Raw genomic sequence first — 24,818 nt, 5'->3', positions numbered from 1 at the left:
TCCATATGTAATCTTATAGAGGCAAGCTTACATATGGATTTTCTTATGTAAGCCGGCCACGGCCTTTCAGGCCATGAACAGATCGAAATAGCGGTGGAACAGGTAGAGCCGGTTGCGCCCATAGCCGGTGGTTTCCACCAGGATGTCCAGGCCTTCCAGCTGCTTCACCAAGGCCGCAGCGCTCGGATGCGTCACGTCGAGTATCTCCGAGACGTCGCCAATGCTGACCATGGGCCGCTGGTACAGGTGCAGCAGCAGTTTCTTGGCGTTTTCCGCCCGCTTGCCCAGGGTGAGAATCTGGTGCTCCACCTCATGGCGCAGGGTCATGATCGCCATAAAGGTGTTCTTGCTGCTGGTGGCGGTCTCCACCACGGCGGTGAGGAAGAAGCGCAACCAATGCAGCAGGTCGTTGGAGCTGCGCACCACGGTCAGCGCGTCGTAGTAGGCTCCACGGTTGCGCTCGAAGAAGTCCGACAGGTACAGCGCCGGCTTGTGCAGCAGGCCCTTGTCCACCAGATACAGGGTGATCAGCAGGCGGCCGATGCGCCCATTGCCGTCGAGAAAGGGGTGAATGGTCTCGAACTGGTAATGGCTGAGGGCGATGCGGATCAGGTCCGGCACCTGCACCTGCTCGTTGTGCCAGAACTTCTCCAGGTCGCCCATCAGCTCCGCCACCTCATCCGGGTGCGGCGGCACGAACACCGCGTTGTTCAGGTTGCTGCCGCCGATCCAGTTCTGCGAAGTACGAAATTCCCCCGGCATCTTGTGATCGCCGCGCACGCCCTGCATCAGCACCGCATGGGTTTGCTTGAGCACGCGGATGGACAGCGGCAGCTGCGCGAGGTCTGCGACGGCGGTATTGATCGCCTCGATATAGTTCTGCACCTCCTGCCAGTCGTCACGCTTCTCCGGTGCCACCTGCTCCTTGCGCATGATGGCTTCGTCCATCTGCGTCTGGGTGCCCTCGATGCGGCTGGAGGTGTTGGCCTCCTTGGCGATATGCATGCGGATAAACAGATCCACGTCCGGCACCATCAGCGACAGCGCATTCAGCTCCGCCAGCGCCCGCGAGGCACGCTCCAGCAATGTATTGAGCTGCGGGTCGAGCCACTGCCATTCGCAGTTGATCGGCGTCGGCGAAAAGCTCTTGTACTGATACTGCTGCAGCCACTGGCCGGAGCGGAACTGTTCGACTTGCATCAAACGCACCACTCAGCGAAGGATTTCAGGATTCTCATGCTCAAGATCCTCAAGTTTTAGCCCTGTCAACTCGTCATAGTTGTAGTGGCGGATGGTGTGGTCCCTTTTGATGTATTTTCCTGCATCCAAGAATCTTGATGGGTCCGCCATGCTAGATAGAACAAATTTCTTCAGCGTCATCTGCTTTGTCTTGTTTGTGTAGAGCTTGATAATACTTTGCAAAGCCTTGCACCAAGCCACGCTTGCATTTAGCTGGTCAACCAGGCCTTCAGGCAATGAGGCGGACTTGAATTCGAAGCAATAAATATTTATCCGACTTTTATTAGATTGAAAAACAACGAAATCGCATCTCTTTGCCCATGGCTTCGCTTCATCTTCGAGGAAGTGGAAAAGTGGATCTGAATTGCCTTTGCTATTTTTCTTGTCAAGATTTACGACAATCACCTCGCCGTCAAAGCCAAATCTAACTTTATAAGTCGTCGGCCTTGTTTGCCCGGATAGGAAAATTTTCTCTTCTAGTACTATTCGTCCGTTGTCGCGAGTAGATATTTGGTAGTGAGAATTCAGGTAAGAGCGAATGCCATTAAAGTACTGCTTAGTGTCTACCGCCATTGTTGCTCCTTGCAGGAATTTCTCACATCTATCTGGCCGGTAACAGTGGCGGTGATTAGGGCTGTACGGTATTCCTGAAGACGACCGATAGTTTCTCGTGCTTTGGTGATAGAGCGATCTATTGTTTTAGTCGTACTTTCTATATACGAAACAATTCGGCTCTGCTCGGCCGGCGGTGGAACAGGGACCAGCATGCGGCCCACAATGGTTGGATTGAGGTTGAGCATCGTGGTGCCGACTGCATGAAGCTCCAGCTTCTTGCTAAAGCCTCCACTTGAAATGACGATGGAAAAGAAACGGCTATTGCCCGTGGCAAAGCGAATAATCAATGAACCAGTGCCACATAGCCAGCCAGCTTGCTCTTCTTCGACAAGCGCGCAACGGCCAATCTCGCCGCGCCGAGCCATGATGATGTCTGCAGGTCTTAATTTGTGGCGATTCAGTCTTTCCACCGTCTGAGCATCAATCGCCGATTGCTCATCTGGAATGATATTTCCAGAAACTAGATGGGCTGGATTGATTAGTGGCACTCCGCCTTCGACATAATCCGCCGCGTGCAGCTGGCTACCAAATGGTCCTGTTTGAATGGTTTCCGTAAGCAAAGATAGCTGGTGAACACCCCAGTGCTCAGGAACGCTGCCTAGCCATTCAACTCCCGAGTCTTTCATTGCCGCATTGCTATCCAGGCCTTTGGTGACGGCTTGTGTTGTGATCGCAATACGTTGCTCTTGGAGCTTTTCGATCAGCTCCTGTTTTTTCTCAATAAGTCGGTTGATTTGTGCGGTTTTATGGTCGAGAAAACTAGCAATTGATTTTTGCTCGTGGAGGGGGGGGTAGAAAAGCAGATGATTTCCGAGATCGTGCTGGGTGATGCTGGGGAGCGCTGTCTGAGTGGCTAGCTTTTCGTACTGAAAAATTGTCGAAAAAAAGTACAGGTAGCGCCCAGCAACATCTGAATGAATGATGCTGTAGAACATCGTATCCACTGTCCAGAACTTGCCGTCTATGTGGAGCGGTTTGTCGATGGTTCCTTTTCTGCCAAAGAGCACGGACTCTCCGTCGTATAAGAATTCAGAGGCCGATGTAAATTGGCCGCCAGAACCTATAACGGGAAATCCGTCATCGCTTTCAACCGCTTTGTAGTCGCACCCATTCTGGATAGTTGCCATGAACTTCAGGCGGCGAACCTCCCAGTGTTTAGGGATGGCTGACAGCCACTCAACCCCCGACTCCTTATATTCCGGATAGGCCCTATACCCCATCAAACCACCTCACTCAGCATGGCCATAATCTCGCCTTCCAGCGCCTTGATCTCGGCTTCAATCTCGGTCAGCGGGCGCGGTGCTTCGTATTCATAGAAGTGGCGGTTGAAAGGAATTTCGTAGCCGACCTTGGTCTTGTCGAAGTCGATCCAGGCATCCGGACGGTAGGGCAGTACTTCGCGGGCCAGGTAGTCCTCGCAATGCTGGCGCACCAGCCTGAGTAGCGCGCTTTTGTCCACCTTGCCCTTGTCGGCATTGCTTTCGTAAGCCAGGGGCAGGGGCAGCGGGATATCGGCGGGCAGGCTGACGTTTTCGGTATCGCGCAGATCGGCATCCGGCTCGGGATTGCCCTTGGCGTCCCGGCAGATATCCGCCTCGGGGTCCTGCTCGCCGAGGGCCCCTTTGCTGAGCAGGGCCTTTTTCAGCGGCGCACCCCAGCCGATAGCGCTGCCCTTGAAAGCGGACTTCAGCAACTTCTCGAATTGGTCGCGGTTGTGAACCAGTTCGCCGGCGGCGAACTGCGACTTGAGCCCTTCGAGAATGGCGAGAATTTCCGCCTGCTGAGCCTGGCCAGCGGCGATTTCGGCGGCGCTGCCGGCCAGGTCCTTGCGCTTCTTGCTGCTGGCCAGGCCGGTAAAGAAGCTGCCTTCCTTCACTTGCTCGATGCGCGCGTCGGTGATGGAGAAGTTAAGGCGCAGCGGGCGCTCGACGGTGATCTTCAGGTAGCCGAAGTCGCGGTTGTCGAAGATCTTGCTGACCAGCACGCTCTTGTCCTGGTCGCGCTTCTTCTTGCGGTCCGGCTCGATATTGGTCTGGATATCGGCGATGCGCAGGCGCTGCTCGTGCTGAAACGCGCCATGGATGCGGGTCAGCGCGTCGATATGGTTCGGCTCGAAACCGCCGTTCTCGGTTTCGCCTTCGCCGAGCTTCTTGCGCTTGTCGCCCAGGCTCTTCTTCATCTTCCAGGCGAAATCGGCGGCGTTGATCAATTGCACCTTGCCCTTGCGTTTGGTGCTCTTGCGGTTGGTCACTATCCAGATATAGGTGGAGATGCCGGTGTTGTAGAACAGCTGGTCGGGCAGGCCGACCACGGCCTCCAGCCAGTCGTTCTCGATGATCCAGCGGCGGATATTGCTCTCGCCACTGCCGGCGTCGCCGGTGAACAGCGGCGAGCCGTTGAACACCACGGCGATGCGCGAACCTTCGCCCGCTTTACCGCCTTCGGTCTCGCTGGGCACTCGCTTGCTAAGCATGTGCTGGAGGAACAGCAGGGCACCGTCGTTGATGCGCGGCAGGCCGGCGCCGAAGCGACCGTTGAAGCCGAGCTTGTTGTGCTCGTCGGTGACGTAGTCCTGCTCGGGCTTCCATTCCACACCAAACGGTGGGTTGGCCAGCATGTAGTGGAAGGTCTCGTCGGGGTGGCCGTCGCCGTCGACTACTCCTTCCTTGCCACGTCCGGTGCCGAGGGTGTCGCCGAACATGATCTGGTTGGTGTTTTCGCCCTTGATCATCAGGTCGGAGCCGCAGATGGCGTAGGACTCCGGGTTGTACTCCTGGCCGTAGAGCTCGACGTGGGCGCGCGGGTTTTCCTCGAGGATGTGCTTCTCCGATTCGGAGAGCATGCCGCCGGTGCCGCAGGTGGGGTCGTAGATGCGGATCACCTTGCCGGCGGTGTAGACATCCTCCTGGCCATTGAACAGCAGGTTGACCATCAACTTGATCACTTCGCGCGGGGTGAAGTGGTCACCGGCCTCTTCGTTGGCCTGCTCGTTGAAGCGCCGCACCAGGTCCTCGAAGATGTAGCCCATGGCCATGTTCGGCACGCGGCCGGGGTGCAGGTCGAGGGCGGCGACTGCCTTGATTACCTCGAACAGGCGGTTGGCGTCTTCGAGCCTCTCGATCTCGACCTCGAAGTTGAACTTATCGAGGATCTTGCGTGCCTTGTTGGAGAAGCCGGCGAGGTAATTAACCAGGTTGCGCGCCAGGTTGTTGGGGTCGGCCAGCAGGCTTTTGAAGGTGAATTCGCTGGTGTTGTAGAAGTTCAGCTCGAACTTGCGGCAGATCATCTTCTCAATCAGTTCGTCGTCGAACTTGTCGGTGGTCTTCAGCAGCTTGTACTCGGCCAGCACCTTGTCCTTGCTGGCCTCCAGTACGCAATCCAGGCGGCGCAGCACGGTCAGCGGAATCATCACCCGGCGGTATTGCGGCGGGCGGTAGGGGCCGCGCAGCAGGTTGGCGATATCCCAGATAAAGTCGCTGTGTTTTTTGAAGAGATCCTGGTGTTCCACTGCTGGTCCTTAAATGAGGCCATCTGCTCGATGGGTTGCGATTCTACTGTGCTTTGCCGCTGGCGGTCGCTTCAGCCGGTCAGCCCCGCCGCCAGATGATCGATCAGCACTCGCAGCTTCGGCGGCAGGTGGCGGTTGGGCGGGTAGAGCACCCAGGCGGTGCCCTGGTAGGAGCCGGTGTAGCGCCAGTTCGCCAGCACCTGCGCCAGGCGCCCCTCGGCCAGCGCCGCGGCGGCGGTGAAGCTCGGCAGGCAGGCGATGCCCAGGTGGTTCAGCGCGCCGTTCAGGCGCACCTCGCTGTGGTTGCTGGCCAGCCGGCCCTGCACCGTCACCACGCATTGCTCGATGCCATCGCTGAAATGCCAGCGGCGGTCGTCCGGGCGTTCGTCCAGATACAGGCACGCGTGCCGCACCAGTTCCTGCGGGTGCTGCGGCGTGCCGTGACGCGCCAGGTAGTCGGGGCTGGCGCACAGCAGTTGGCGCACCTCGCACAGCGGCCGTCCGGCCAGGTGCGGCGGCGGCTGGTCGGTGATGCACACCACCAGGTCGAACGGCTCGGCGATCGGGTCCGGGCTGCGGTCGCTGAGATTGAGGCTGACATCTACCTCCGGGTAGCGGGCGAGGAAGTCCGCCAACAGCGGGGCGATCAGGTACTTGCCGAACGCCTTGGGCGCCGACAGGCGCACCTGACCGCGCGGGTGGCTCATCAGCCGCTCGCCCACCGCCACGGCCGCCTGGGCCGCCGCGAGCATGTCCCGGCAGCGCTCGAACACCTCGGCGCCGGCCTCGGACAGGCGCAGCCGCCGGGTGGTGCGCTCCAGCAGGCGCAGGCCGAGGGCCGCCTCCAGCTGGGCGACCTGCCGGCTCAGTGCCGAGGCGCTGGTGTTCGACTGGCGGGCGGCGGCGGAGAAGCTGCCGCACTCCACCACGCGGACGAAGCCGGCCATCAGCGGCAGCAGATGATTCATGCTCATAGGGAACAGGTCTTGTACGGAATGACTGGATTATCACGCTAAGGGTGGCAATGGACAATCGCCGGGTCCGTTTCCCAAGTGCTCCGCTATGACCACCCTGACCGCCGCCAGCCGCCTCCGCCTGATCCACACCAGTGACCTGCTCCTGTTGCTGGTGGCGCTGGTCTGGGGTACCAGCTACGGGGTCGCCAAGCAGGCCCTGGATTTCTACCCGGTGCTCGGCTTCCTCGCCGTGCGCTTCTGCATCACCTTCCTCCTGCTCGCCCCACAGCTGCGTGGCGCCGGCCGCGCCGCGCTGCGTCCGGGGCTGCCGTCCGGCCTGGTGATGCTGGCGATCTTCCTCTGCGAGACCTACGGCGTCGCCCACACCAGCGCCAGCAACGCGGCCTTCCTGATCAGCCTGTGCGTGGTGTTCACCCCCTTCGTCGAATGGGCGCTGCTCGGCCAGCGGCCGGCCGCACGCCTGCTGCCGGCGGTGGTGCTGTCGCTGCTCGGCACCTGGCTGCTCAGTGGCGGGGTGGACCTGGACTTCGGCCTGGGCGACGCGCTGATGCTGGCCGCCGCCCTGGTGCGGGCCTTCGGCGTGTGCCTGATCCGCCGCCTGACTGCCGACAGCCAGGTACCGCCGCTGGCCTTCACCGCGGTGCAGACGGGCGTGGTGGGGTTCGGCTGCCTGCTCATCGGCAGCCTGTTGCCCGGCGGCCTGCCGCCGCTGCCGAGCGCGCCGGCGTTCTGGCTGGGCAGTCTGTACCTGGTGCTGTTCGCCACCCTGTTCGCCTTCTACGTGCAGAACTGGGCGCTCGGTCGCAGCAGCCCGACCCGGGTCAGCCTGCTGATGGGCAGCGAGCCGCTGTTCGGTGCGCTGTTCGCGGTGCTTTGGCTGAACGAGCAACTGAGCCTGCAGGCCTGGGTCGGCGGCCTGCTGATCGTCGTGGCGACGATGTGGACCGGGCTGTCACGGCGCTGACAGTTCTGCGGCCAGGCGCGTTACCTGCTCGTCGCGCTCGGTCTGTTCCAGGCGTGCCCTGGGGTTGAGCGACGACCACTCGGGGTGGGCGCGGGCCTTCTTCAGCGGCTCCGGCAGGGACCCCTGGCGCCAGGCTGCGTCCTGCGGCGAGTCCAGGCGGATCGCCGTGGTCGCCGCGTGGCCACGCGCGGCCAGGGCCGCCAGCAGCTGGCGCTGGCGCAGGGCGAGCAGGCGCAGCACGTTGTCGTCCACCGTCAGTTCGCGCTGGCCCTTGAGCTTGCCGAGCAGGCGGTCGCCGTAGTTGCGCGCGGTCTGCAGCCCGCCGCCGGCGAGCGCGCCGAGCAGCGCGGCGGCGCCCAGGGTGAGGCCGCCGACCAGCAGGTCGACGCCGGCGCCGGCCGCGGCCCCGGCGGCCATCCCTCCGCCGACGCGCAGGCCGAGCTGGCGCAGGGTCTCGGGGTTGAACAGGTCGTCGCCCCAGCGGCCCTCCTGCAGCGGCAGCTCGTCGGCGCGGGCGTCGCCTTCGCGGAAGGCGTACAACCGCAGCAGGGCCTCGACGCAGCGCTGCTCGCGCTGGCGCACGGCCTGGTGCAGGGCGGCGATCTCGCCCTGCTCGATCTGCGGCTGGGCGGCCACGCTGCGGCGGCAGGCGGCGCAGTCGATCAGCAGTTCGGCGATCAGCCGGGCGCCGGCCTGGCGGCGCACCTCGGCCTGCGCCTCGTGGTCGGCGATCAGCCGTTCCAGCCGCGGCCGCGCCGGCTCCACCAGCAGCGCCAGGCTCTCGTACAGGCGCCGTTCGCCGTCCAGCGGCGGCGCCACGCTGTCGAAACGCACCAGGGCGTGCAGGCCGAGGCGGGCCAGCGACTCGCGCCACTCGGCCTCGCGCTGGCGTTCGCTGGCGCTGAAGTTGAGCACCGGCAGCAGCGGCTTGCCGCAGCCGGCCAGCACCGCCAGTTCGTCGCGGTACTTGGCCAGCACCGGCTCGCGGGCGTCGATCACGTACAGGCCGGCGTCGCTGGCCAGCAGCTGGCGCAGCACCTTGGCCTCCTGCTCGAAGCGCTGGCGCGCCTCGGCGGTGTCGAGGAAGCGGGCGGTGCGGGCCGGGCCGTCCAGGCGCTCGCCGGGGCGTTCGAGGCGTTCCAGGTAGTCGAGCAGGGCGATGGCGTCTTCCAGGCCGGGGGTGTCGTACAGCTCCAGCAGCGCCTCGCCGCTCACCGACAGGCGCGCGCCCTCGACGTGGCGGGTGGTGCTGGGCCGGTGCGAGACTTCGCCGAAACCGACGTCGCGCAGCAGGGTGCGCAGCAGCGAGGTCTTGCCGACGTTGGTGTGGCCGACCACGGCCAGTTTCAGCGGCTTAGTCATGGCCGCTCTCCAGCCAGGTCAGCGGCGCGCCGTCGGAACAGGGCAGGTCGAGGCGCCCCAGGGCTTCGTGCCAGTCGCCCAGGCGCTGGCTGTCCAGCGCCTCGCCGGGGGGCGGCGGCAGCAGCCAGATGCGCGTGGCGGCGGCCATGCGCGACAGCTCGCCGAGCAGCGCCAGGGTGCCGCGGTCCGGCGAGCGGCGCGGGTCCACGGCCACCGCCAGGCGCGCCGGCGGGAAGCGGGTCAGTTGGTCGAGCAGGCGCAGGCGCTGTTCGCGGCTGTCGAGCACGCCGGCGTCGGCCACGTCCTTGCCCAGCGCGGGCGGCCAGGGGCGGCTGTCGTCCAGTTCCACCGCCACCAGCAGGGCGCCGTCGCGGGCGTGCGGCGCATGGCCGGCGCTGGCTTCGGGCAGCGCCGCGGGGGCCGCGTCGACCACGCCGAGGCGTTCGGCCGGCGGCTGCAGGCGCTCGGCCAGCAAGCGGTAGGCGGGCAACTGGAGGTCCAGCGCCAGGCGGGTGCTGCCGTGGTGCCAGCGCCACAGGCACAGCGCGAGGAACAGGGCGCGCGGCAGCAGGCCGAACACCAGCAGCACGCCGAGCAGCCAGCCGGCCCAGGCGTGGCGCGCCTGCTCTACGGCGAGGGCGGTCTCGCCGCTGGCGCGGATGGTGTCCACGTCCGGCAGCGGGAAGCCGAGCAGGGCCGGCAGGCCGCCGAGCAGGTGGGTGAGGGCGACGAAGGCGTCGCTGGAGAGCAGGGTGGTCTCCCAGACGAAGCCGTAGCGCCGGGTACTGAGCAGGAGCAGCAGCATCAGCGCCGCGCAGCCCAGGGCCAGCAGCCACAGGCCATGGACCAGGGCACCGAGCAGCCAGCGGTTGAGCCGGCGCCGGCGCAGCAACAACACCAGCGCCGGGCCGAGCTGGGCCGCCGCGGCGTCGCGCGCCAGCTTCTCGCTGAGCCACAGCCAGAGGCGGCCGAGCGCGGCCTGGTGCTCGCCGGCCAGGAGCAGGCCGAGCAGCCAGCCGAGCAGGGTCAGGGCGTGCAGGCCGAGCAGGCTGCCCAGGGCCCAGAACACGTTGACCGGGCGGCTGCCGTCGCCGAGCGCGGCGAAGGCCAGGCCGGCGCCGCTGAGCACGGCCAGCAGCGCCAGGGCCAGCAGCGCCAGGCGCGCACCCTGCAGCCAGTGTCGCAGGGCGCGGGTCTGGCCGTCGCGGCCGGCGAGGAACAGGGCGCGGGCCTGGATGCGGGTGGCCAGGTCGTCCCCGGCCAGGCGTGCCTGGCGGTTGGCCTCGGCGTCTTCCAGGGGGCCGGCGTGTTCCTCGCGCAGGCGCACGGCTTCGCACAGCCAGAGGCATTGCAGGTGGTTCGATCGGGCTTCGCTCACGCGCAGTTCCGTTGGCGGGTCGGGTTTGCAGCATAACCCCTGTTCCGCGCGGGAGGTAAAGCCGGGTTGTGGCGAGGCCCGCCGAACACTAGTCTGGATCGAAAAACAACAAGAGCGCGCGCATGCAACTGCCCCCGCTGGACCGGGTCCATCAGGACTCCCCCTACCTTCGCCAACACCGCGACGGCTTCCGGCTGCTCAGCTTCGACGGCGAGATGGAGGCGGCCTTCAACCGCTACCACCTCAGCGTGTTCCTGGTGCGCATGCGCTGGGCGCTGCTCGCGGGTGTGGTGCTCATTGCGCTGTTCGCGGTGCTGGACGTGCTGAGCCTGCCGGCAGAGGTGCACAAGCGCACGGTGGCGGTACGCCTCGGGCTGATGTTGCCGATGCTGCTGATCGCCTGGTTCTCCACCTATGTGCGCCGGATGCGCCCGCACCTGCAGCTGATCGGCGCCGGCGCGGCCCTGGCCTGCGGGCTCGGCGTCGACGGCATCATCTGGATCGCCCGGGTCTGGGACTTTCCGCTGCCCTACGAGGGCATCATCCTGGTCACGGTGTTCTGCTATTTCCTCCTCGGCCTGCGCTTCGTCACCGCGGCGCTGTGCGGCTGGCTGACCTTCTTCGCCTATCTGGCGGTGGAGGTGACGAGCGGCCTGCCCGCCGAGCAGTTGCTCTATAACGCGGTGTTCCTCGGCAGCGCCAATCTGATCGGCTGCTTCGGCTGCTACTTCCTCGAATACGCCACCCGGCAGAATTTCCTCGCCCAGGGCCTGTTGCAGGACCTGGCGGAGAAGGACTATCTCACCGGCCTGCTCAACCGCCGGGCATTCAGCGAGCGCGCCGGGCGCAGCTGGCGCCAGGCGGTGCGCGAGGCGCAGCCGATTGCCGTGGCGATGGCGGACGTGGACTACTTCAAGCGCTACAACGACCACTATGGCCATGCGGCCGGCGACGAGGCCCTGCGCGCCGTGGGCCAGGTCGTCGGGCGCCATGCGCGGCGGCCGCTGGACTCCACCGCGCGCTACGGCGGGGAGGAGTTCGTCGGCCTGTGGTTCGGGCTGGACGAAGCCGACATCCTGGCGATCCTCGAAGAGATGCGCGCGGAGATCGAGGCGCTCGGCCTGGCCCATGCGCATTCCGAGGTCGCGCCGGTGGTGACCATCAGCGTGGGCCTCGCCTGGCTGGTGCCTGAGCCGCACCAGAGCCTGGAGGACTGCCTGCGCCTGGCCGACGTGGCGCTGTACCTGGCCAAGGAGCAGGGGCGCAACCGGGTGGTGAGCAAGCGCTCGGGCAGCCGCGCGCCGTGATGCGCCACCGCGCTTCAATCCCGGCGGGCGAGCCGGTATCCTCGCGCCCATGAATACGACCCTGCCCCTCTGCCTGATCGCCGCCCTCGCCGAGAACCGCGTGATCGGCCGCGACAACCAGCTGCCCTGGCACCTGCCGGCGGACCTCAAGCACTTCAAGGCCAAGACCCTCGGCAAGCCGATCATCATGGGCCGCAAGACCTGGGACTCCCTCGGCCGGCCGCTGCCGGGCCGGCTCAACCTGGTGGTCAGCCGCCAGCCGGACCTGCGCCTGGAGGGCGCCGAGGTGTTCCCGTCGCTGGACGCCGCGCTGGCGCGGGCCGAGCAGTGGGCGCGCGAGCAGGGCGTGGATGAGCTGATGCTGATCGGCGGCGCCCAGCTCTACGAACAGGGCCTGGCGCGGGCCGAGCGGCTCTACCTGACCCGCGTGGCGCTGGCGCCGGAGGGCGATGCCTGGTTCCCGGCCTTCGACGAGGCCGCCTGGCAACGCAGCGAGTGCGACGAGCACGCCGCCGCCGAGAACAGCCCGGCCTACCGCTTCGAGACCTGGCAGCGCCGCTAGGACTTTTCTTCACTGCATTGACCGAGGTCGCCCGCCATCCGGGCCGGCGCCCTATGCTTTCGTCTTTTCGCCCGACACCGATCATGACCGACCAGACCGACACCCCCGCCCAGGCGGATACCATCGCCGCCCTCTTCGTCCGCCACCCGCTGTGGGAGGACGCCCTGGCCCTGCTGTTCGGCACCGCCCTGGTGGCCCTCGGCATCGCCTTCTACAGCCATGCCGGGCTGCTCACCGGCGGCACCGTGGGCATCGCCTTCCTCGCCAAGTACCTGGCCGGCTGGCCCTTCGGCCTGGTGTTCTGCCTGGTCAACCTGCCGTTCTACCTGCTCGGCATCTGGCGCCTGGGCTGGGGCTTCACCCTGCGCACCGGCTGCGCGGTGCTGCTGGTCTCGCTGCTGGCCGAACTGACCCCGGGCTGGGTCGCCTTCAGCCAGCTGAACGAACTCTACGCCGCGCTGTTCGGCGGCGCGGCCATGGGCCTGGGCCTGCTGATGCTGTTCCGCCACCGCGCCAGCCTGGGCGGGGTGAACATCCTCGCGCTGTTCCTCCAGGAGCGCTTCGGCCTGCGCGCCGGCGCGGTGCAGATGGGCATCGACGCCGTCATCGTGTTGGGGGCGATCTTCGTGGTGGCGCCGGAAAAGGTCGCCCTGTCGGTGCTGGGCGCGGTGATGCTCAACCTGGTGCTGGCGCTCAACCACCGCTCGGACCGCTACGTGGGCGTGAGCTGAAGAAGCAATTGCGAATTAATTGCATTAGCTGGTAGGGTGCGCGGCTTTCCCCCTCGCAGGTAGTCGCCGCGTGTCGACCTGGAACGCCCAGCTCGCCCGATTGTTTCTGGAGCAGAAGAAGGCCCTGGAAGCCTTCGTGTCGCGGCGCACCGGCAATCGCCAGGTCGCGGCGGACCTGACCCAGGAAGCCTTCCTGCGCCTGGCGCGCCTGCCCGGCGGCGAACGCATCGACAACCTGCGCGGCTTCCTCTTCACCGTCGCCGGCAACCTGGTGCTCGACCACCAGCGCCAGGCGGCGCGCCGCGGGCTGGTGGAAGGCGAGCTGCCGGAACACGAACCCACCTGCGCCGCCCCGGGCCTGCCCGAGCAACTGGCGGCCGAGCAGGAGCAGGCGCTGCTGCGCGATGCCATTGCCGCCCTGCCGCAGCCGCGCCGGCGCATCTTCCTGCTGTACCACGTCGAAGGGCTGGCCTACCGCGAGATCGCCGAGCGCGAGGCGACCAGCGCCCGCAGCGTGGAATATCATCTGCGCCAGGCCCTGATCGACTGCCGTGCCTTCGTCAAGGCGCGCCTGCACCCGAAACCGTTCACGAGGACGCCCCAGCCATGACCGACGACGAGCTGTTCGCCCAGGCCAGCGCCTGGCACTTTCGTCTGCAGGCCGAGGATGCCGGCGAGCGGGACCGCCACGATTTCGCGGCGTGGCTGGCGCAGTCCGACGAGCATGCCCGGGCCTGGGAAGAGGCCCGGCAGCTGCTCGCCGCCCTGCAACCGGCGGCGCGGGCGGTGCATCGCGCGGCGCCCGCGCGTCGCCGGCGCGCCTTGCCCTGGGCCGCGGCCGCGACGCTGCTGCTCGCGATCGGCCTGGGTGCCACGCAGACCCCCTGGCTCGACCGCCTGCGCGCCGACCAGGCCACCGGGGTGGGCGAGGTCAGGACGCTGGCGCTGGACGATGGTTCGCGCGTCCAGCTCAACACCGACAGCGCCGTGCAGATCGAGCTGGGGGATCACGAGCGGCGCGTGCGTCTGCTGCGCGGCGAAGCCTGGTTCGAGGTCAGCCGGGATGCCGGCCGGCCGTTCTTCGTCGAATCCGCTGGCGGCTGGGTGAAGGTGGTCGGCACCCGTTTCAGTGTGACCCGGCGCGGTGACGAAACCCAGGTGCGGCTGCAGAGTGGGCGGGTCGAGGTCGCGGCCGGCGGCGAGCCGATTCAGCTGACGCCGGGACAGGGTGTGGCGTTTTCCGCCGCCGGGCTGCAGGCGGTGGCGGCGTTCGACCCGCAGCAGGCGTTCGCCTGGCGCCATCGCCAGCTGGTGTTCCGCCAGCAGCCGCTGGGCGAGGTGGTGGCCGAACTCAATCGCTACTGGCCGGGGCGGCTGTTCGTGGTCGGCGCGGAACTCGAACGCAAGCAGGTCTCCGGCGTGTTCGATATCGACCGGCCCGAGGCCGTGCTCCGTGCCCTGCAACTGACCCTCGGGCTGCGTGCCGAGCATTACACCCGCTACCTGACGCTGTTGCACGCTGGTAGCTGACAGGCTCGACCGCCCATGTTCCCTGGGTACCGCCTCCAGATGATCGCTGCCGAGAAAAAATTTCAGGGTTTTTCCGGAGAGCGGCGTCCTTGATTACTGAGCGCAAATGACAAGCACTCTCAGCGAGTGCGATAGCGCCAGTCACGCCTTTCGATCATTGGGGAGTCACCATGCACCACGTCACCGCCGGCTGTCGCGCCGGCCTGCCATCCCTGCTGGCCCTGGCCATCGCCCTGGGCATCGCGCCGACCTCTCCGGCACTCGCTGCCGATGCCGCCCAGGCCCAGTCGAGCAGCTACCGTTTCGATATTCCCGCGCAGTCGCTGGACGGCGCGCTGGCCGCCTTCTCCGCGGTGACCCGCGTCCAGGTGCTGGCGCCCGCCGAGGTGAGCCAGGGCCTGCGCTCGTCCGGCTTGTCCGGCAGCTATCCGCGGGACGAGGCGCTGGCGCGTCTGTTGGCCGGCACCGGCCTCACGGCGCGTTTCGTCGACGGGGACACGGTGACGCTGGAAAAGCACGATGAACAATCGGGCGCGCTGACACTCGGCGCGACCGCCGTAACCGGCTCCCGGCTGGGCGCGACAACGGAGGGCTCGGCCTCGTACACCACGGGCAGCACCAGCGCCGCCACGGGGATGAGCCTCGCCCTTCGCGAGACACCGCAGTCGGTCACGGTGGTCACGCGCCAGCGCCTGGACGACCAGGCACTGAATACCCTGGGGGCGGTGCTCGATCAGACGGTCGGCATCACCCAGTCGAGCAACGTGAGTTACGGGGCGTATAACTACACCTATTCCCGCGGGTATCGGATAGCCAACTTCGCCATCGATGGCGTGCCGGGCACCGGGGCCGTGAGTGTGGGAGGAACGGGCGCGTGGAATGACATCAGCGCCGTGGAAACCGCACTCTACGACTCGGTCGCCGTGGTGCGCGGCGCCACTGGATTCTTGCAGGGGGCGGGCGATCCCAGCGGCAGCATCAGCCTGATGCGGAAACGACCGACCCATGACTTCCAGGCTTCGGTTGAAGCCGGCGTCGGCAGTTGGAACCGCTATCGGACCGTGGGCGATATCTCAGGCCCTCTGAGCCAGGGTGGAGCCGTGCGGGGTCGATTGGTCGCCGTCTACGATGAGGGCGAGTCGTGGAAGGACCGCTACGAGGGCGACAGGAATGTGGCCTATGGCGTGATCGAGGCCGACCTGACCGACAGCACATTGTTTCGCCTGACGCTGGATAACCAGAACATCGATTCAAGCGGCGATGCCCAGGGTGACTTTTTCCCGATCCTGATGACCGATGGCAGTCGCTCGCCTTTTTCAAGGTCCGACAGCGCGCTCACGGATTGGACGCGGTTCCGGAAAGAGAGCACCGGCATGTCCGCGCGCCTCGAGCACAGTTTCAACGAGAACTGGCAGGCGCTGCTGGACTACAGCCGGATGTGGGGCGAAAGCAAGAGCGTCTTCGGCAATATCGCCATCGCATTGAATCCCGATGGCACGGGGCGCACGCACCTCAGGAACGTGTCCTATGACCAGGACTGGGAGGGCATCAACTTCAAGCTGAATGGCCACTACACCCTGCTGGGCAGAAGCCACGAGCTGGTCGCGGGCATCACCCGGGACTCGACGCGATACGACTCGTCGTTCATCCGCGACATGTCCAAGCTGGGTTTCTGGCGGAACGAGGGTGGCCGGTATGTGCCCGAGCCCGACTGGTCGACTTACAAACCATCCCTCACGAACTACGAGCAGCGGCAGCAGGGGCTGTATCTGGCTACCCGCCTCAATCCGGTCGATCGTTTGTCCGTGATCGTCGGCGCTCGCCTGAGCGATTGGGAAACCCGTACGAAGAACAGCATGACCGGAGCGGTAACCGATGATCGCAAGGAGACGGGTGTACTGACCCCCTACACCGCGGTTACCTACGACCTGACCGATCACCTGACGGCCTATGCGAGTTACACGGAGATCTTCAACCCGCAGAGTTTCAGGGATGTGAACAACAGCATCCTCGACCCCGAGGAAGGGACCAACAAGGAACTGGGCCTGAAGGGCGAGTGGTTCGAGGGGCGCCTGAATGCCAGCGTGGCCGTATTCCAGTCCGGCAAGGACAACCTGGCCGTGCGTGACGGCGACAGGCTGACGCCGGAAGGCGAGTTCGCCTATACGGCCGCAGACGACACCGAAGGACGGGGCTGGGAACTGGAAGTCTCCGGTGAGCTGGCGCCAGGCTGGCAGATGCAGGGTGGTTATACCCGCATGGTGCTGGAAGACAGCGATGGCGACAGGCTGGCCACGCAATACCAGCCCAAGCACCAGATCAAGGTGTTTACCAGCTGGACGCCGGCATATATGGATCGCCTCACCCTGGGCGGCGGCGTGCGCTGGCAGAGCGAAATCTACGATGACTCGGCCCCCGCGTACCGCGAGGTCTATACCCAGGACAGTTATGCGGTGGTGGACCTGATGTCGCGTTATCGATTCAGCGACAATTTGAGCCTGACGGTGAACCTGAACAACGTGTTCGACAAAGGCTACCGGCATAGCTTGCCGGCCTACCATGACTACGGTCCGCCACGTAACTTCTACGCGACCCTGAAATACCAGTTCTGATGAGTTCCGCGCAGCGCGCGAGCTAGGCCAGGGCGAGTTCGACCAGTTCGGCGTCGGGCTCGCCATCGCGCACGTGCAGCAGTGCCAGCGTGATCGGCAGTTTGAAGCGCCGCGGCCCGGCGCTGCCGGGGTTGATCCACAGGCGTCCGTCGCGGGTCTCGATCAGCGGCTTGTGCGAGTGGCCGATCACCACGACGCGGATGGACTCCGGCAGGCGGGACGGCACCTGGTCCGCCTGGTGCACCAGATGGATACCGACGCCGCCCAGCTCCAGTTCGACCCGCTCCGGCAGCTCGGCCGCCCAGGCCAGCCCTTCGTCGTTGTTGCCGCGCACCGCCGTCAGCGGGGCGATCTGGCGCAGCGCGTCGAGTATCCCGGGCTTGCCGATGTCGCCGGCATGCAGGATGTGATCGCAGCCGGCCAGGGCCGCCAGCGCCTCGGGGCGCAGCAGGCCGTGGGTGTCGCTGATCAGACCGATCTTCATGCGGCTCTCCCGTAGGGCGGGTGAAACCCGCGAGTGGATGCGTGCGCGGGTTTCACCCGCCCTACAAAAGCATAAGCCCGGCGCGGGGCCGGGCTCATGGGGTGGTGCAGAGCGCCTTACTGGTCCAGCAGTGCCTTGTCGCGCACGGCGCCCTTGTCGGCGCTGGTGGCGAGCAGGGCGTAGGCCTTGAGCGCGGTGGTCACGCGGCGGGCGCGGGGCTGGGCCGGTTTCCAGCCCTTCTTGTCCTGCTCGGCGCGGCGTGCGGCCAGTTCTTCATCGCTGACCAGCAGGTTGATGCTGCGGTTGGGGATGTCGATCAGCACCTTGTCGCCGTCCCGCACCAGGCCGATGGCGCCGCCGGCGGCGGCTTCCGGCGAGGCGTGGCCGATGGACAGGCCGCTGGTGCCGCCGGAGAAGCGGCCGTCGGTGAGCAGGGCGCACTGTTTGCCCAGGCCCTTGGACTTCAGGTAGCTGGTCGGGTAGAGCATTTCCTGCATGCCCGGGCCGCCCTTCGGGCCTTCGTAGCGGATGATCACGATGTCGCCGGCCTTCACCTCGTCGGCGAGGATGCCCTTCACCGCGGCGTCCTGGCTCTCGAAGATCTTCGCGTTGCCCTCGAACACGTGGATGGACTCGTCCACCCCGGCGGTCTTCACCACGCAGCCGTCCAGCGCGATGTTGCCGTACAGCACGGCCAGGCCGCCCTCCTGGGAGTAGGCGTGCTCGACCGAGCGGATGCAGCCGTTCTCGCGGTCGTCGTCCAGGCTGTCCCAGCGGGTGCTCTGGCTGAACGCGGTCTGGGTCGGGATGCCGGCCGGACCGGCCTTGAAGAAGGTGTGCACGGCCTCGTCGTCGGTCTGGGTGATGTCCCAGCGGGCGATGGCCTCGCTCATGTTCGGGCTGTGCACGGTGTGCACGTCGGTGTGCAGCAGGCCGCCGCGGGCCAGCTCGCCGAGGATGGAGAAGATGCCACCGGCGCGGTGCACGTCTTCCATGTGGTACTTCTGGATGTTCGGCGCCACCTTGCACAGCTGCGGCACCTTGCGCGACAGGCGGTCGATGTCGCGCAGGTCGAACGGCACCTCGCCTTCCTGGGCCGCGGCCAGCAGGTGGAGGATGGTGTTGGTCGAGCCGCCCATGGCGATGTCCAGGGTCATGGCGTTCTCGAACGCCTTGATGGTGGCGATGTTGCGCGGCAGCACCGAGACGTCGCCCTCGCCGTAGTAGCGCTGGCACAGCTCGACGGCCAGGCGCCCGGCGCGCAGGAACAGCTGCTCGCGGTCGCTGTGGGTGGCCAGGGTCGAGCCGTTGCCCGGCAGCGACAGGCCCAGGGCCTCGGTCAGGCAGTTCATCGAGTTGGCGGTGAACATGCCGGAGCAACTGCCGCAGGTCGGGCAGGCGCTGCGCTCGTACTCGGCGACCTTCTCGTCGGAGCAGGAGTCGTCGGCGGCCACCACCATGGCGTCGACCAGGTCCAGGCCGTGGCTGGCCAGCTTGGTCTTGCCGGCTTCCATCGGCCCGCCGGAAACGAACACCACCGGGATGTTCAGGCGCAGGGCGGCCATCAGCATGCCGGGGGTGATCTTGTCGCAGTTGCTGATGCAGACGATGGCGTCGGCGCAGTGGGCGTTGACCATGTATTCCACGGAGTCGGCGATGATCTCGCGGCTCGGCAGGGAATAGAGCATGCCGTCGTGGCCCATGGCGATGCCGTCGTCCACGGCGATGGTATTGAATTCCTTGGCCACGCCGCCGTGCTTCTCGATCTCGCGGGCGACCAGCTGGCCCAGGTCCTTCAGGTGCACGTGGCCGGGCACGAACTGGGTGAAGGAGTTGGCGATGGCGATGATCGGCTTCTTGAAGTCTTCGTCCTTCATCCCGGTGGCGCGCCACAGGGCGCGGGCCCCGGCCATGTTGCGGCCGTGGGTGGATGTCTTCGAGCGGTAATCGGGCATGACACGGTTCCTGCGGCTAATCAGGTAAGCATTGGTATGTGATGAGCGGGTCGGCGGCAGATGACCGCGTCGGAAGGTGGACGTGGGGCGAGACGGGATCACCGTCCGCCCGGCCCGGGCTCATTAAGCCCGCCGGAGGATGCCTGGCGAGGAATGTGCCGATTCTACGCCCGCTGTCGCCGCCGAGCCAAGGCGATGGGGATCGCCGGTGTGACAGGGCGTCTTTGCGGCGGAGGGCTAAGCCCTTGGTGCGATGCCGTTCATCCGCTTTCGCCGTTCGGTCGATTGCGGGTATGACCGGTTGGTCATTTAGGGTTCTCCGTGGTGCAGCGGTCCCTTGGCCGCGCGCCGGCGGTCGCCAGCGTGTGTCGTACAGCCCGAGTCCGGCGCGGTGGGGCGGTAGGGAAATGGCGACTCGTATCTCAGGGAACAAGAACGAGGAAACCCTTCGATGCAAGATTTCAAACTCGGCGGCCTGATTGCCGCACTCCTGGCCGTATCGGCCTCTGTCCAGGCCGCTCCGTTGCCGGACACGCCCGGAACGGCGTTTCCGTCGGTCTCCAGCTTCGACAACAACGGCCCTTATGCGACGACCAACCAGAGCGAGGGGCCGAGCTGCCGCATCTACCGGCCCGCTACCCTCGGCCAGAATGGCGTGCGTCATCCGATCATCCTCTGGGGCAATGGCACGGGCGCGGGGCCGTCGACCTATGGTGCACTGCTCGGCCATTGGGCCAGTCATGGCTTCGTGGTGGCGGCGGCGGAGACCTCCAATGCCGGCACCGGCCAGGAGATGCTCGCTTGCCTGGACTATCTGGTGCAGCAGAACGCCGCGGCCTACGGGACCTATTCCGGCAAGCTCAATCCGGGTCGCGTCGGTACTTCCGGGCATTCCCAGGGCGGCGGCGGTTCGATCATGGCCGGGCAGGACGACCGGGTGCGGGTGACGGCGCCGATCCAGCCCTACACACTTGGCCTGGGCCACGACAATGCCTCGCAGCGCAACCAGAAGGGGCCGATGTTCCTGATGAGCGGTGGCGGCGACACCATCGCCTTCCCCTATCTCAACGCCCAGCCGGTCTACACCCGGGCCAATGTGCCGGTGTTCTGGGGCGAGCGGCGCATCGTCAGCCACTTCGAGCCGGTCGGCAATGGCGGCGCCTACCGCGGACCGTCCACAGCGTGGTTCCGCTATCAACTGATGAATGACCAGAACGCCCGCAGCACCTTCCTGGGGACCCTCTGCAGCCTGTGCACCAGCACCCTGTGGACGGTTCAGCGCAAGGGCTTCTGAGGCCTTGGCCCCGCCCTTGCGGCGGGGCCATGCCAATCAGCTGTTGGGCAGCAGGCGCACCGTCAGGCTCTTGATGTAGCGGGTCTCGGGGATTGCCGGATGCACAGGATGGTCCGGGCCCTGGCCGCCGCGTTCGAGCAGCTGGACGTTGCGGTCCAGGTGGCGGGCGCTGGAGAGCAGGATGTTCTGCAGGTCGTCCTCCGGCAGGTGCATGGAGCAGGAGGCGCTGACCAGGATGCCGTCCTTGTTGAGCAGGCGCATGGCCTGTTCGTTGAGGCGGCGGTAAGCGGCCTCGCCGTTCTTCAGGTCCTTCTTGCGCTTGATGAAGGCGGGCGGGTCGGCGACCACCACGTCGAAGCGCTCCTCGGCGGCCTTCAGCTCCTTCAGCGCCTCGAACACGTCGCCTTCCACGCAGGTGACCTTCTCGGCCACGCCGTTGAGGGTGGCGTTGCGCTCGACGCCGTCCAGCGCCAGGGCCGAGCCGTCCACGCAGAACACTTCGCTGGCGCCGAAGGCGGCGGCCTGCACGCCCCATCCACCGATGTAGCTGAACAGGTCGAGCACGCGCTTGCCCTGCACGTAGGGCGCCAGGCGTGCGCGGTTCATGCGGTGGTCGTAGAACCAGCCGGTCTTCTGCCCGCCCTGCACCGGGGCCTCGAACTTCACGCCGTTCTCTTCCAGCGCCACCCATTCCGGGACCACGCCGAAGGCGGTGTCGATGTAGCGCTCCAGGCCCTCGGCGTCGCGGGCGGCGGAGTCGTTCTTGAACAGGATGCCGCGCGGCTTGAGGACTTGCACCAGCGCCTCGATCACCGCGTCCTTCTGGCGTTCCATGGCGGCGGAGGCCAGCTGCACCACCAGATGATCGCCGAAGCGGTCCACCACCAGGCCCGGCAGCAGGTCGGAGTCGCCGTAGACCAGGCGGTAGTGCGGGGTATCGAACAGGCGCTCGCGCAGGCTCAGCGCCACGTTCAGGCGATGCACCAGCAGCGACTTGTCCAGCACGTGCTTGACGTCGCGCGACAGCAGGCGGGCGCAGATCAGGTTGTTCGGGCTGAGCGCGACGATGCCCAGCGGCTTGCCGCCAGCGGCCTCGAGGATCGCCTGGTCGCCCGGCTGGAACTGGTTCAGCGGGGTGGCGGCCACGTCGATCTCGTTGCTGTAGACCCACAGGTGGCCGGCGCGCAGGCGGCGTTCGGCGTTGGCTTTGAGGCGCAGGGCGGGCAGGGTCATGGGGACGCTCCGGGAAAAAGAGCGCGATTATACCCTGCCCACTTCCACCGGAACCGTCCTCAGGCGGCCAGCAGCTCCAGCAGCGTGCGGTTGAACGCCGGCAGGTCGTCGGGCTTGCGGCTGCTGATCAGGTTGCCGTCGCGGATCACTTCCTTGTCCTGCCAGTCGCCGCCGGCGTTGCGGATGTCGTCCTTGAGCGACGGCCAGCTGGTGATGGTCTTGCCCTTGACCAGCCCGGCCGACACCAGCAGCCAGGCGCCGTGGCAGATCACCGCGATCGGCTTGCCGGACTTCTCGGCGGCCTGCACCAGGGTCAGCGCGCCGGTGTCGGTGCGGATGGTGTCGGAGTTCATCACTCCGCCCGGCAGGATGATGGCGTCGTATGCCTCGACCTGGGCGGTGTCGAAGGTGCCGTCCACCGGGAAGCTGTCGCCCGGCTTGTCGTGGTGCCAGCCGCGCACCTCGCCCGGCTTGGCGGACAGGATCTCGGCGCGGGCGCCGGCCTGCTCCAGGGCCTTCTTCGGTTCGGTCATCTCGACCTGCTCGAAGCCGTCGGTGACCAGCAGGGCGATGCGTTTGCCTTTCAGGGAATACGACATGTTCGGTCTCCTCGAGGTTATGGGTGCCGTTCAAGGTCCGACCGGGAGGCGGCGAAAAAGATCAGGCAAAAGCATGGCTGTGCCGGCCGGACCAAAGGGGTAAACTGCCGCTTCCGCCCGTCCTCGCATTGCGCCACGACCATGAGCAACGAACTCTCCGCCGAACAGATCCAGCAGGTGCTGCAGGGCATCAGCGTGCCGCCGCAGCCACAGATCATGGTCGACCTGCAGATGGAGCAGATCATGCCCAACCCGGACCTGAGGAGCATCGCCAAGCTCATCAGCCAGGACCCGGGCCTGTCCGGCGCGCTGCTGAAGATCGTCAACTCGCCGTACTTCGGCCTGGCCAACAAGGTCAGCTCGATCCAGCGGGCGGTGAACCTGCTCGGCAGCCGCTCGGTGATCAACATGATCAACGCGCTGTCGATCAAGGGCGAGATGAGCGACGAGACCATCGTCACCCTCAACCGCTTCTGGGACACCGCCCAGGACGTGGCGATGACCTGCCTGACCCTGGCCAAGCGGATCGGCTGCGAGGCGCCCGACGAGGCCTACACCCTCGGCCTGTTCCACAACTGCGGCATCCCGCTGATGCTCAAGCGCTTCCCCAACTACATGACGGTGCTGGAGGAGGCCTACTACAACGCCGGCGGCGAGCGCCGCGTGGTGGACACCGAGAACCGCCTGCTCAACACCAACCACGCGGTGGTCGGCTACTTCACCGCCAAGTCGTGGAACCTGCCGCGCCACCTGTGCGAGACCATCGCCAACCACCACAACGCCCTGGCCATCTTCAGCGACGATTCCAGCCGCGACGTGCAGCTGAAGAACCTGCTCGCCATCCTCAAGATGGCCGAGCACATCTGCGGCTGCTCCCGCGTGCTGGGCAGCCAGGAGCAGGACCACGAGTGGGAAAGCATCCGCCGTCTGGTGCTGGACTACGTCGGGCTGTCCGAATACGACTTCGACACGCTCAAGGACACCATCCACGACCTCGGCGCCGGCTGAGCCGCGCCGCCGACCACCGCCTCTTTCGCCTCGTATACGACGCCATGCCCGAACTACCCGAAGTCGAGACCACACGCCGGGGCATCGCCCCCCATCTGGAAGGCCAGCGCGTCAGCCGTGTGCTGGTGCGCGAACGGCGCCTGCGCTGGCCGATCCCCGAAGACCTCGACGTGCGCCTGTCCGGCCAGCGCATCGAATGCGTGGAGCGGCGCGCGAAGTACCTGCTGATCAACGCCGAGGCCGGCACCCTGATCGGCCACCTGGGCATGTCCGGAAACCTGCGCCTGGTGCCGGTCGGGGCACCGGTGGCCAAGCACGAGCACGTCGACATCGAACTGGAGTCCGGCCTGGCCCTGCGCTACACCGACCCGCGCCGCTTCGGCGCGCTGCTGTGGAGCGCCGACCCGCTGAACCACGAGCTGCTGGCCCGGCTGGGGCCGGAGCCGCTGACCGACGCCTTCGACGGCGACCGCCTGTTCCGGCTGTCGCGCGGCCGCTCGATGGCGGTCAAGCCGTTCATCATGGACAACGCGGTGGTGGTGGGCGTGGGCAACATCTACGCCACCGAGGCGCTGTTCGCCGCCGGCATCGATCCGCGCCGCGAGGCCGGGCGCATCTCCCGTGCCCGCTACGCGGCGCTGGCGCTGGAGATCAAGCGCATCCTCGCCCATGCCATCGAGCGCGGCGGCACCACCCTGCGCGACTTCGTAGGCGGCGACGGCCAGCCCGGCTACTTCCAGCAGGAGCTGTTCGCCTACGGTCGTGGCGGCGAATTCTGCAAGAGCTGCGGCGCCACCCTGCGCGAGCTGAAGCTGGGCCAGCGCGCCAGCGTGTACTGCCCGAAGTGCCAGCGCTGAGGATCGTGGCAGGCCGATGATCCGCTCGCGGCTTCCATCCGGGCTAAGGGCGGCGACCTGCGTGGGCTGCGTAATGGCCGGCGATTGACGGCGTTCACGCTGACATTTGCCCGAGCGCTGTTATAGTTAACCGCACTGCTCTGTCAAAACTAAACAAAATGAAGGACCGCGCCATGAATCTGTTTCGCACCACCGCCGCTGTCTTGGCTCTGACCACTGGCCTGCTGGCACTGCCGGCGCAGGCGGAAAACCAGAACACCAGTGGCGACCCGCTCTACACCGTCGAAGCACCCAAGGGCTACGCCATGGCCGGCGATCTGCTGATCGCCCGTCCGCTGCTGATTGCCGGCACCGTGATCGGCGCTGGGCTGTTCGTGATCAGCGCGCCCTTCACACTGGCCGGCGGCAACTTCAAGGAATCCGCCAAGTCCCTGGTCGGCGAGCCGGCGATGGCCGCCTTCGTCCGCTGCCTGGGCTGCACCGAGAGCGGCTACAAGCGGGACTGATTCCCCCTCACGCCAAAAAAGCCTCCGGCACGCAAGTGCCGGGGGCTTTTTTATGGCTACGGGTTCCTGGCTTGCTCGTTGCTCAGGAGCCCCCGGC

The 24,818-nt window shown here is 66.2% G+C and carries 22 protein-coding genes; 11 read left to right on the top strand and 11 right to left on the bottom strand.

Annotation, left to right across the window (positions count from 1 at the left end; all coding sequences use genetic code 11):
• Nucleotides 1–66 precede the first annotated feature (66 nt).
• From N7640_RS04470 to N7640_RS04450, 5 genes are all read right to left on the bottom strand, one after another.
• Entirely contained in the window at nt 67–1,200 is a 1,134-nt protein-coding gene (locus N7640_RS04470) for a Fic family protein (protein ID WP_279902853.1), read from the bottom strand.
• Between the two features lie 12 nt (nt 1,201–1,212).
• Nucleotides 1,213–1,812: a hypothetical protein gene (locus N7640_RS04465; protein ID WP_279902851.1), complete on the bottom strand. Its 600-nt coding sequence runs from the start codon at nt 1,810–1,812 to the stop codon at nt 1,213–1,215.
• Nucleotides 1,803–3,074: a restriction endonuclease subunit S gene (locus N7640_RS04460; protein ID WP_279902850.1), complete on the bottom strand. Its 1,272-nt coding sequence runs from the start codon at nt 3,072–3,074 to the stop codon at nt 1,803–1,805. The genes N7640_RS04465 and N7640_RS04460 overlap by 10 nt, the downstream gene beginning before the upstream one ends.
• Nucleotides 3,074–5,362 (bottom strand): class I SAM-dependent DNA methyltransferase, encoded by a 2,289-nt coding sequence (locus N7640_RS04455; RefSeq protein WP_279902849.1) that lies wholly within the window; start codon nt 5,360–5,362, stop codon nt 3,074–3,076. Before N7640_RS04455 ends, N7640_RS04460 begins: the two co-directional genes overlap by 1 nt.
• Before the next feature lie 71 nt (nt 5,363–5,433).
• Entirely contained in the window at nt 5,434–6,336 is a 903-nt protein-coding gene (locus tag N7640_RS04450) for a LysR family transcriptional regulator (protein ID WP_279902848.1), read from the bottom strand.
• A gap of 88 nt (nt 6,337–6,424) precedes the next feature.
• On the opposite strand from N7640_RS04450, the gene N7640_RS04445 reads away from it, so the two are divergent.
• Nucleotides 6,425–7,303 carry an EamA family transporter gene (locus tag N7640_RS04445; RefSeq protein ID WP_279902847.1) on the top strand — a complete coding sequence of 293 codons (879 nt, stop codon included), beginning with the start codon at nt 6,425–6,427 and terminating at the stop codon, nt 7,301–7,303.
• Here N7640_RS04445 and N7640_RS04440 read toward each other — a convergent pair.
• Together N7640_RS04440 and N7640_RS04435 are read right to left on the bottom strand one after the other, a co-directional pair.
• Entirely contained in the window at nt 7,292–8,665 is a 1,374-nt protein-coding gene (locus N7640_RS04440; protein ID WP_279902846.1) for a DUF3482 domain-containing protein, read from the bottom strand. The two genes, N7640_RS04445 and N7640_RS04440, sit on opposite strands and share 12 nt — an antisense overlap.
• Nucleotides 8,658–10,043, bottom strand: coding sequence for a DUF2868 domain-containing protein (locus N7640_RS04435; RefSeq protein WP_279902845.1), 1,386 nt, complete (start codon nt 10,041–10,043; stop codon nt 8,658–8,660). The genes N7640_RS04440 and N7640_RS04435 overlap by 8 nt, the downstream gene beginning before the upstream one ends.
• A 122-nt stretch (nt 10,044–10,165) precedes the next feature.
• Here N7640_RS04435 and N7640_RS04430 point away from each other — a divergent pair, with 122 nt between their 5' ends.
• The 6 genes from N7640_RS04430 to N7640_RS04405 all read left to right on the top strand — a co-directional run bounded on the left by N7640_RS04430 (nt 10,166) and on the right by N7640_RS04405 (nt 16,785).
• The gene (locus N7640_RS04430; RefSeq protein ID WP_279902844.1) at nt 10,166–11,350 is read left to right on the top strand and encodes a GGDEF domain-containing protein; all 1,185 of its coding nucleotides are present in this window, start codon (nt 10,166–10,168) and stop codon (nt 11,348–11,350) included.
• Nucleotides 11,351–11,399: 49 nt separating this feature from the next.
• The gene (locus N7640_RS04425; RefSeq protein ID WP_279902843.1) at nt 11,400–11,912 is read left to right on the top strand and encodes a dihydrofolate reductase; all 513 of its coding nucleotides are present in this window, start codon (nt 11,400–11,402) and stop codon (nt 11,910–11,912) included.
• Between the two features lie 83 nt (nt 11,913–11,995).
• Nucleotides 11,996–12,643, top strand: a complete 648-nt coding sequence (locus N7640_RS04420; RefSeq protein ID WP_279902842.1) for a YitT family protein — start codon at nt 11,996–11,998, stop codon at nt 12,641–12,643.
• Nucleotides 12,644–12,713: 70 nt separating this feature from the next.
• The gene (locus N7640_RS04415; RefSeq protein WP_279902841.1) at nt 12,714–13,253 is read left to right on the top strand and encodes an RNA polymerase sigma factor; all 540 of its coding nucleotides are present in this window, start codon (nt 12,714–12,716) and stop codon (nt 13,251–13,253) included.
• Complete coding sequence (locus N7640_RS04410) at nt 13,250–14,173, top strand: FecR family protein (RefSeq protein WP_279902840.1); 924 nt, start codon at nt 13,250–13,252, stop codon at nt 14,171–14,173. Before N7640_RS04415 ends, N7640_RS04410 begins: the two co-directional genes overlap by 4 nt.
• A 170-nt stretch (nt 14,174–14,343) precedes the next feature.
• Complete coding sequence (locus N7640_RS04405) at nt 14,344–16,785, top strand: TonB-dependent siderophore receptor (protein ID WP_279902839.1); 2,442 nt, start codon at nt 14,344–14,346, stop codon at nt 16,783–16,785.
• 22 nt (nt 16,786–16,807) lie between these two features.
• Here the strand turns inward: N7640_RS04405 and N7640_RS04400 are convergent, their stop codons facing one another.
• Together N7640_RS04400 and ilvD are read right to left on the bottom strand one after the other, a co-directional pair.
• Nucleotides 16,808–17,269, bottom strand: a complete 462-nt coding sequence (locus N7640_RS04400; RefSeq protein WP_279902838.1) for a metallophosphoesterase family protein — start codon at nt 17,267–17,269, stop codon at nt 16,808–16,810.
• Nucleotides 17,270–17,385: 116 nt separating this feature from the next.
• Nucleotides 17,386–19,224 (bottom strand): dihydroxy-acid dehydratase, encoded by a 1,839-nt coding sequence (gene ilvD, locus N7640_RS04395; RefSeq protein WP_279902837.1) that lies wholly within the window; start codon nt 19,222–19,224, stop codon nt 17,386–17,388.
• A 451-nt stretch (nt 19,225–19,675) separates the two neighbouring features.
• Here ilvD and N7640_RS04390 point away from each other — a divergent pair, with 451 nt between their 5' ends.
• Nucleotides 19,676–20,518 (top strand): alpha/beta hydrolase, encoded by an 843-nt coding sequence (locus N7640_RS04390; protein ID WP_279902836.1) that lies wholly within the window; start codon nt 19,676–19,678, stop codon nt 20,516–20,518.
• A 36-nt stretch (nt 20,519–20,554) separates the two neighbouring features.
• Here the strand turns inward: N7640_RS04390 and N7640_RS04385 are convergent, their stop codons facing one another.
• Nucleotides 20,555–21,751, bottom strand: a complete 1,197-nt coding sequence (locus N7640_RS04385) for a class I SAM-dependent rRNA methyltransferase (RefSeq protein ID WP_220812454.1) — start codon at nt 21,749–21,751, stop codon at nt 20,555–20,557.
• Nucleotides 21,752–21,810: 59 nt separating this feature from the next.
• Nucleotides 21,811–22,350: a type 1 glutamine amidotransferase domain-containing protein gene (locus tag N7640_RS04380; RefSeq protein WP_220812453.1), complete on the bottom strand. Its 540-nt coding sequence runs from the start codon at nt 22,348–22,350 to the stop codon at nt 21,811–21,813.
• 195 nt (nt 22,351–22,545) lie between these two features.
• On the opposite strand from N7640_RS04380, the gene N7640_RS04375 reads away from it, so the two are divergent.
• From N7640_RS04375 to N7640_RS04365, 3 genes are all read left to right on the top strand, one after another.
• On the top strand, nt 22,546–23,358 hold the full coding sequence (locus N7640_RS04375) for an HDOD domain-containing protein (protein WP_279903088.1): 813 nt from the start codon (nt 22,546–22,548) through the stop codon (nt 23,356–23,358).
• Between the two features lie 44 nt (nt 23,359–23,402).
• Nucleotides 23,403–24,215, top strand: coding sequence for a bifunctional DNA-formamidopyrimidine glycosylase/DNA-(apurinic or apyrimidinic site) lyase (gene mutM, locus N7640_RS04370; RefSeq protein WP_279902833.1), 813 nt, complete (start codon nt 23,403–23,405; stop codon nt 24,213–24,215).
• 173 nt (nt 24,216–24,388) lie between these two features.
• Nucleotides 24,389–24,721: a multidrug transporter gene (locus N7640_RS04365; RefSeq protein WP_220812451.1), complete on the top strand. Its 333-nt coding sequence runs from the start codon at nt 24,389–24,391 to the stop codon at nt 24,719–24,721.
• Nucleotides 24,722–24,818 lie beyond the last annotated feature (97 nt).

This window comes from Pseudomonas sp. GD04015 (genome assembly GCF_029837675.1).
Classification (GTDB): Bacteria; Pseudomonadota; Gammaproteobacteria; order Pseudomonadales; family Pseudomonadaceae; genus Aquipseudomonas; species Aquipseudomonas paralcaligenes.
The sequence above is the reverse complement of the archived record's forward strand: the minus strand, read 5'-3'. Positions and strand labels throughout refer to the sequence as shown.

Bases quoted from the DNA above. Each gene is read 5' to 3' on its own strand.
- N7640_RS04470 (WP_279902853.1), bottom strand. From the start codon at position 1,200: ATGCAAGTCGAACAGTTCCGCTCCGGCCAGTGGCTGCAGCAGTATCAG.
- N7640_RS04465 (WP_279902851.1), bottom strand. From the start codon at position 1,812: ATGGCGGTAGACACTAAGCAGTACTTTAATGGCATTCGCTCTTACCTG.
- N7640_RS04460 (WP_279902850.1), bottom strand. From the start codon at position 3,074: ATGGGGTATAGGGCCTATCCGGAATATAAGGAGTCGGGGGTTGAGTGG.
- N7640_RS04450 (WP_279902848.1), bottom strand. From the start codon at position 6,336: ATGAGCATGAATCATCTGCTGCCGCTGATGGCCGGCTTCGTCCGCGTG.
- N7640_RS04445 (WP_279902847.1), top strand. From the start codon at position 6,425: ATGACCACCCTGACCGCCGCCAGCCGCCTCCGCCTGATCCACACCAGT.
- N7640_RS04440 (WP_279902846.1), bottom strand. From the start codon at position 8,665: ATGACTAAGCCGCTGAAACTGGCCGTGGTCGGCCACACCAACGTCGGC.
- N7640_RS04430 (WP_279902844.1), top strand. From the start codon at position 10,166: ATGCAACTGCCCCCGCTGGACCGGGTCCATCAGGACTCCCCCTACCTT.
- N7640_RS04425 (WP_279902843.1), top strand. From the start codon at position 11,400: ATGAATACGACCCTGCCCCTCTGCCTGATCGCCGCCCTCGCCGAGAAC.
- N7640_RS04420 (WP_279902842.1), top strand. From the start codon at position 11,996: ATGACCGACCAGACCGACACCCCCGCCCAGGCGGATACCATCGCCGCC.
- N7640_RS04410 (WP_279902840.1), top strand. From the start codon at position 13,250: ATGACCGACGACGAGCTGTTCGCCCAGGCCAGCGCCTGGCACTTTCGT.
- N7640_RS04405 (WP_279902839.1), top strand. From the start codon at position 14,344: ATGCACCACGTCACCGCCGGCTGTCGCGCCGGCCTGCCATCCCTGCTG.
- N7640_RS04400 (WP_279902838.1), bottom strand. From the start codon at position 17,269: ATGAAGATCGGTCTGATCAGCGACACCCACGGCCTGCTGCGCCCCGAG.
- ilvD (WP_279902837.1), bottom strand. From the start codon at position 19,224: ATGCCCGATTACCGCTCGAAGACATCCACCCACGGCCGCAACATGGCC.
- N7640_RS04390 (WP_279902836.1), top strand. From the start codon at position 19,676: ATGCAAGATTTCAAACTCGGCGGCCTGATTGCCGCACTCCTGGCCGTA.
- N7640_RS04385 (WP_220812454.1), bottom strand. From the start codon at position 21,751: ATGACCCTGCCCGCCCTGCGCCTCAAAGCCAACGCCGAACGCCGCCTG.
- N7640_RS04380 (WP_220812453.1), bottom strand. From the start codon at position 22,350: ATGTCGTATTCCCTGAAAGGCAAACGCATCGCCCTGCTGGTCACCGAC.
- mutM (WP_279902833.1), top strand. From the start codon at position 23,403: ATGCCCGAACTACCCGAAGTCGAGACCACACGCCGGGGCATCGCCCCC.
- N7640_RS04365 (WP_220812451.1), top strand. From the start codon at position 24,389: ATGAATCTGTTTCGCACCACCGCCGCTGTCTTGGCTCTGACCACTGGC.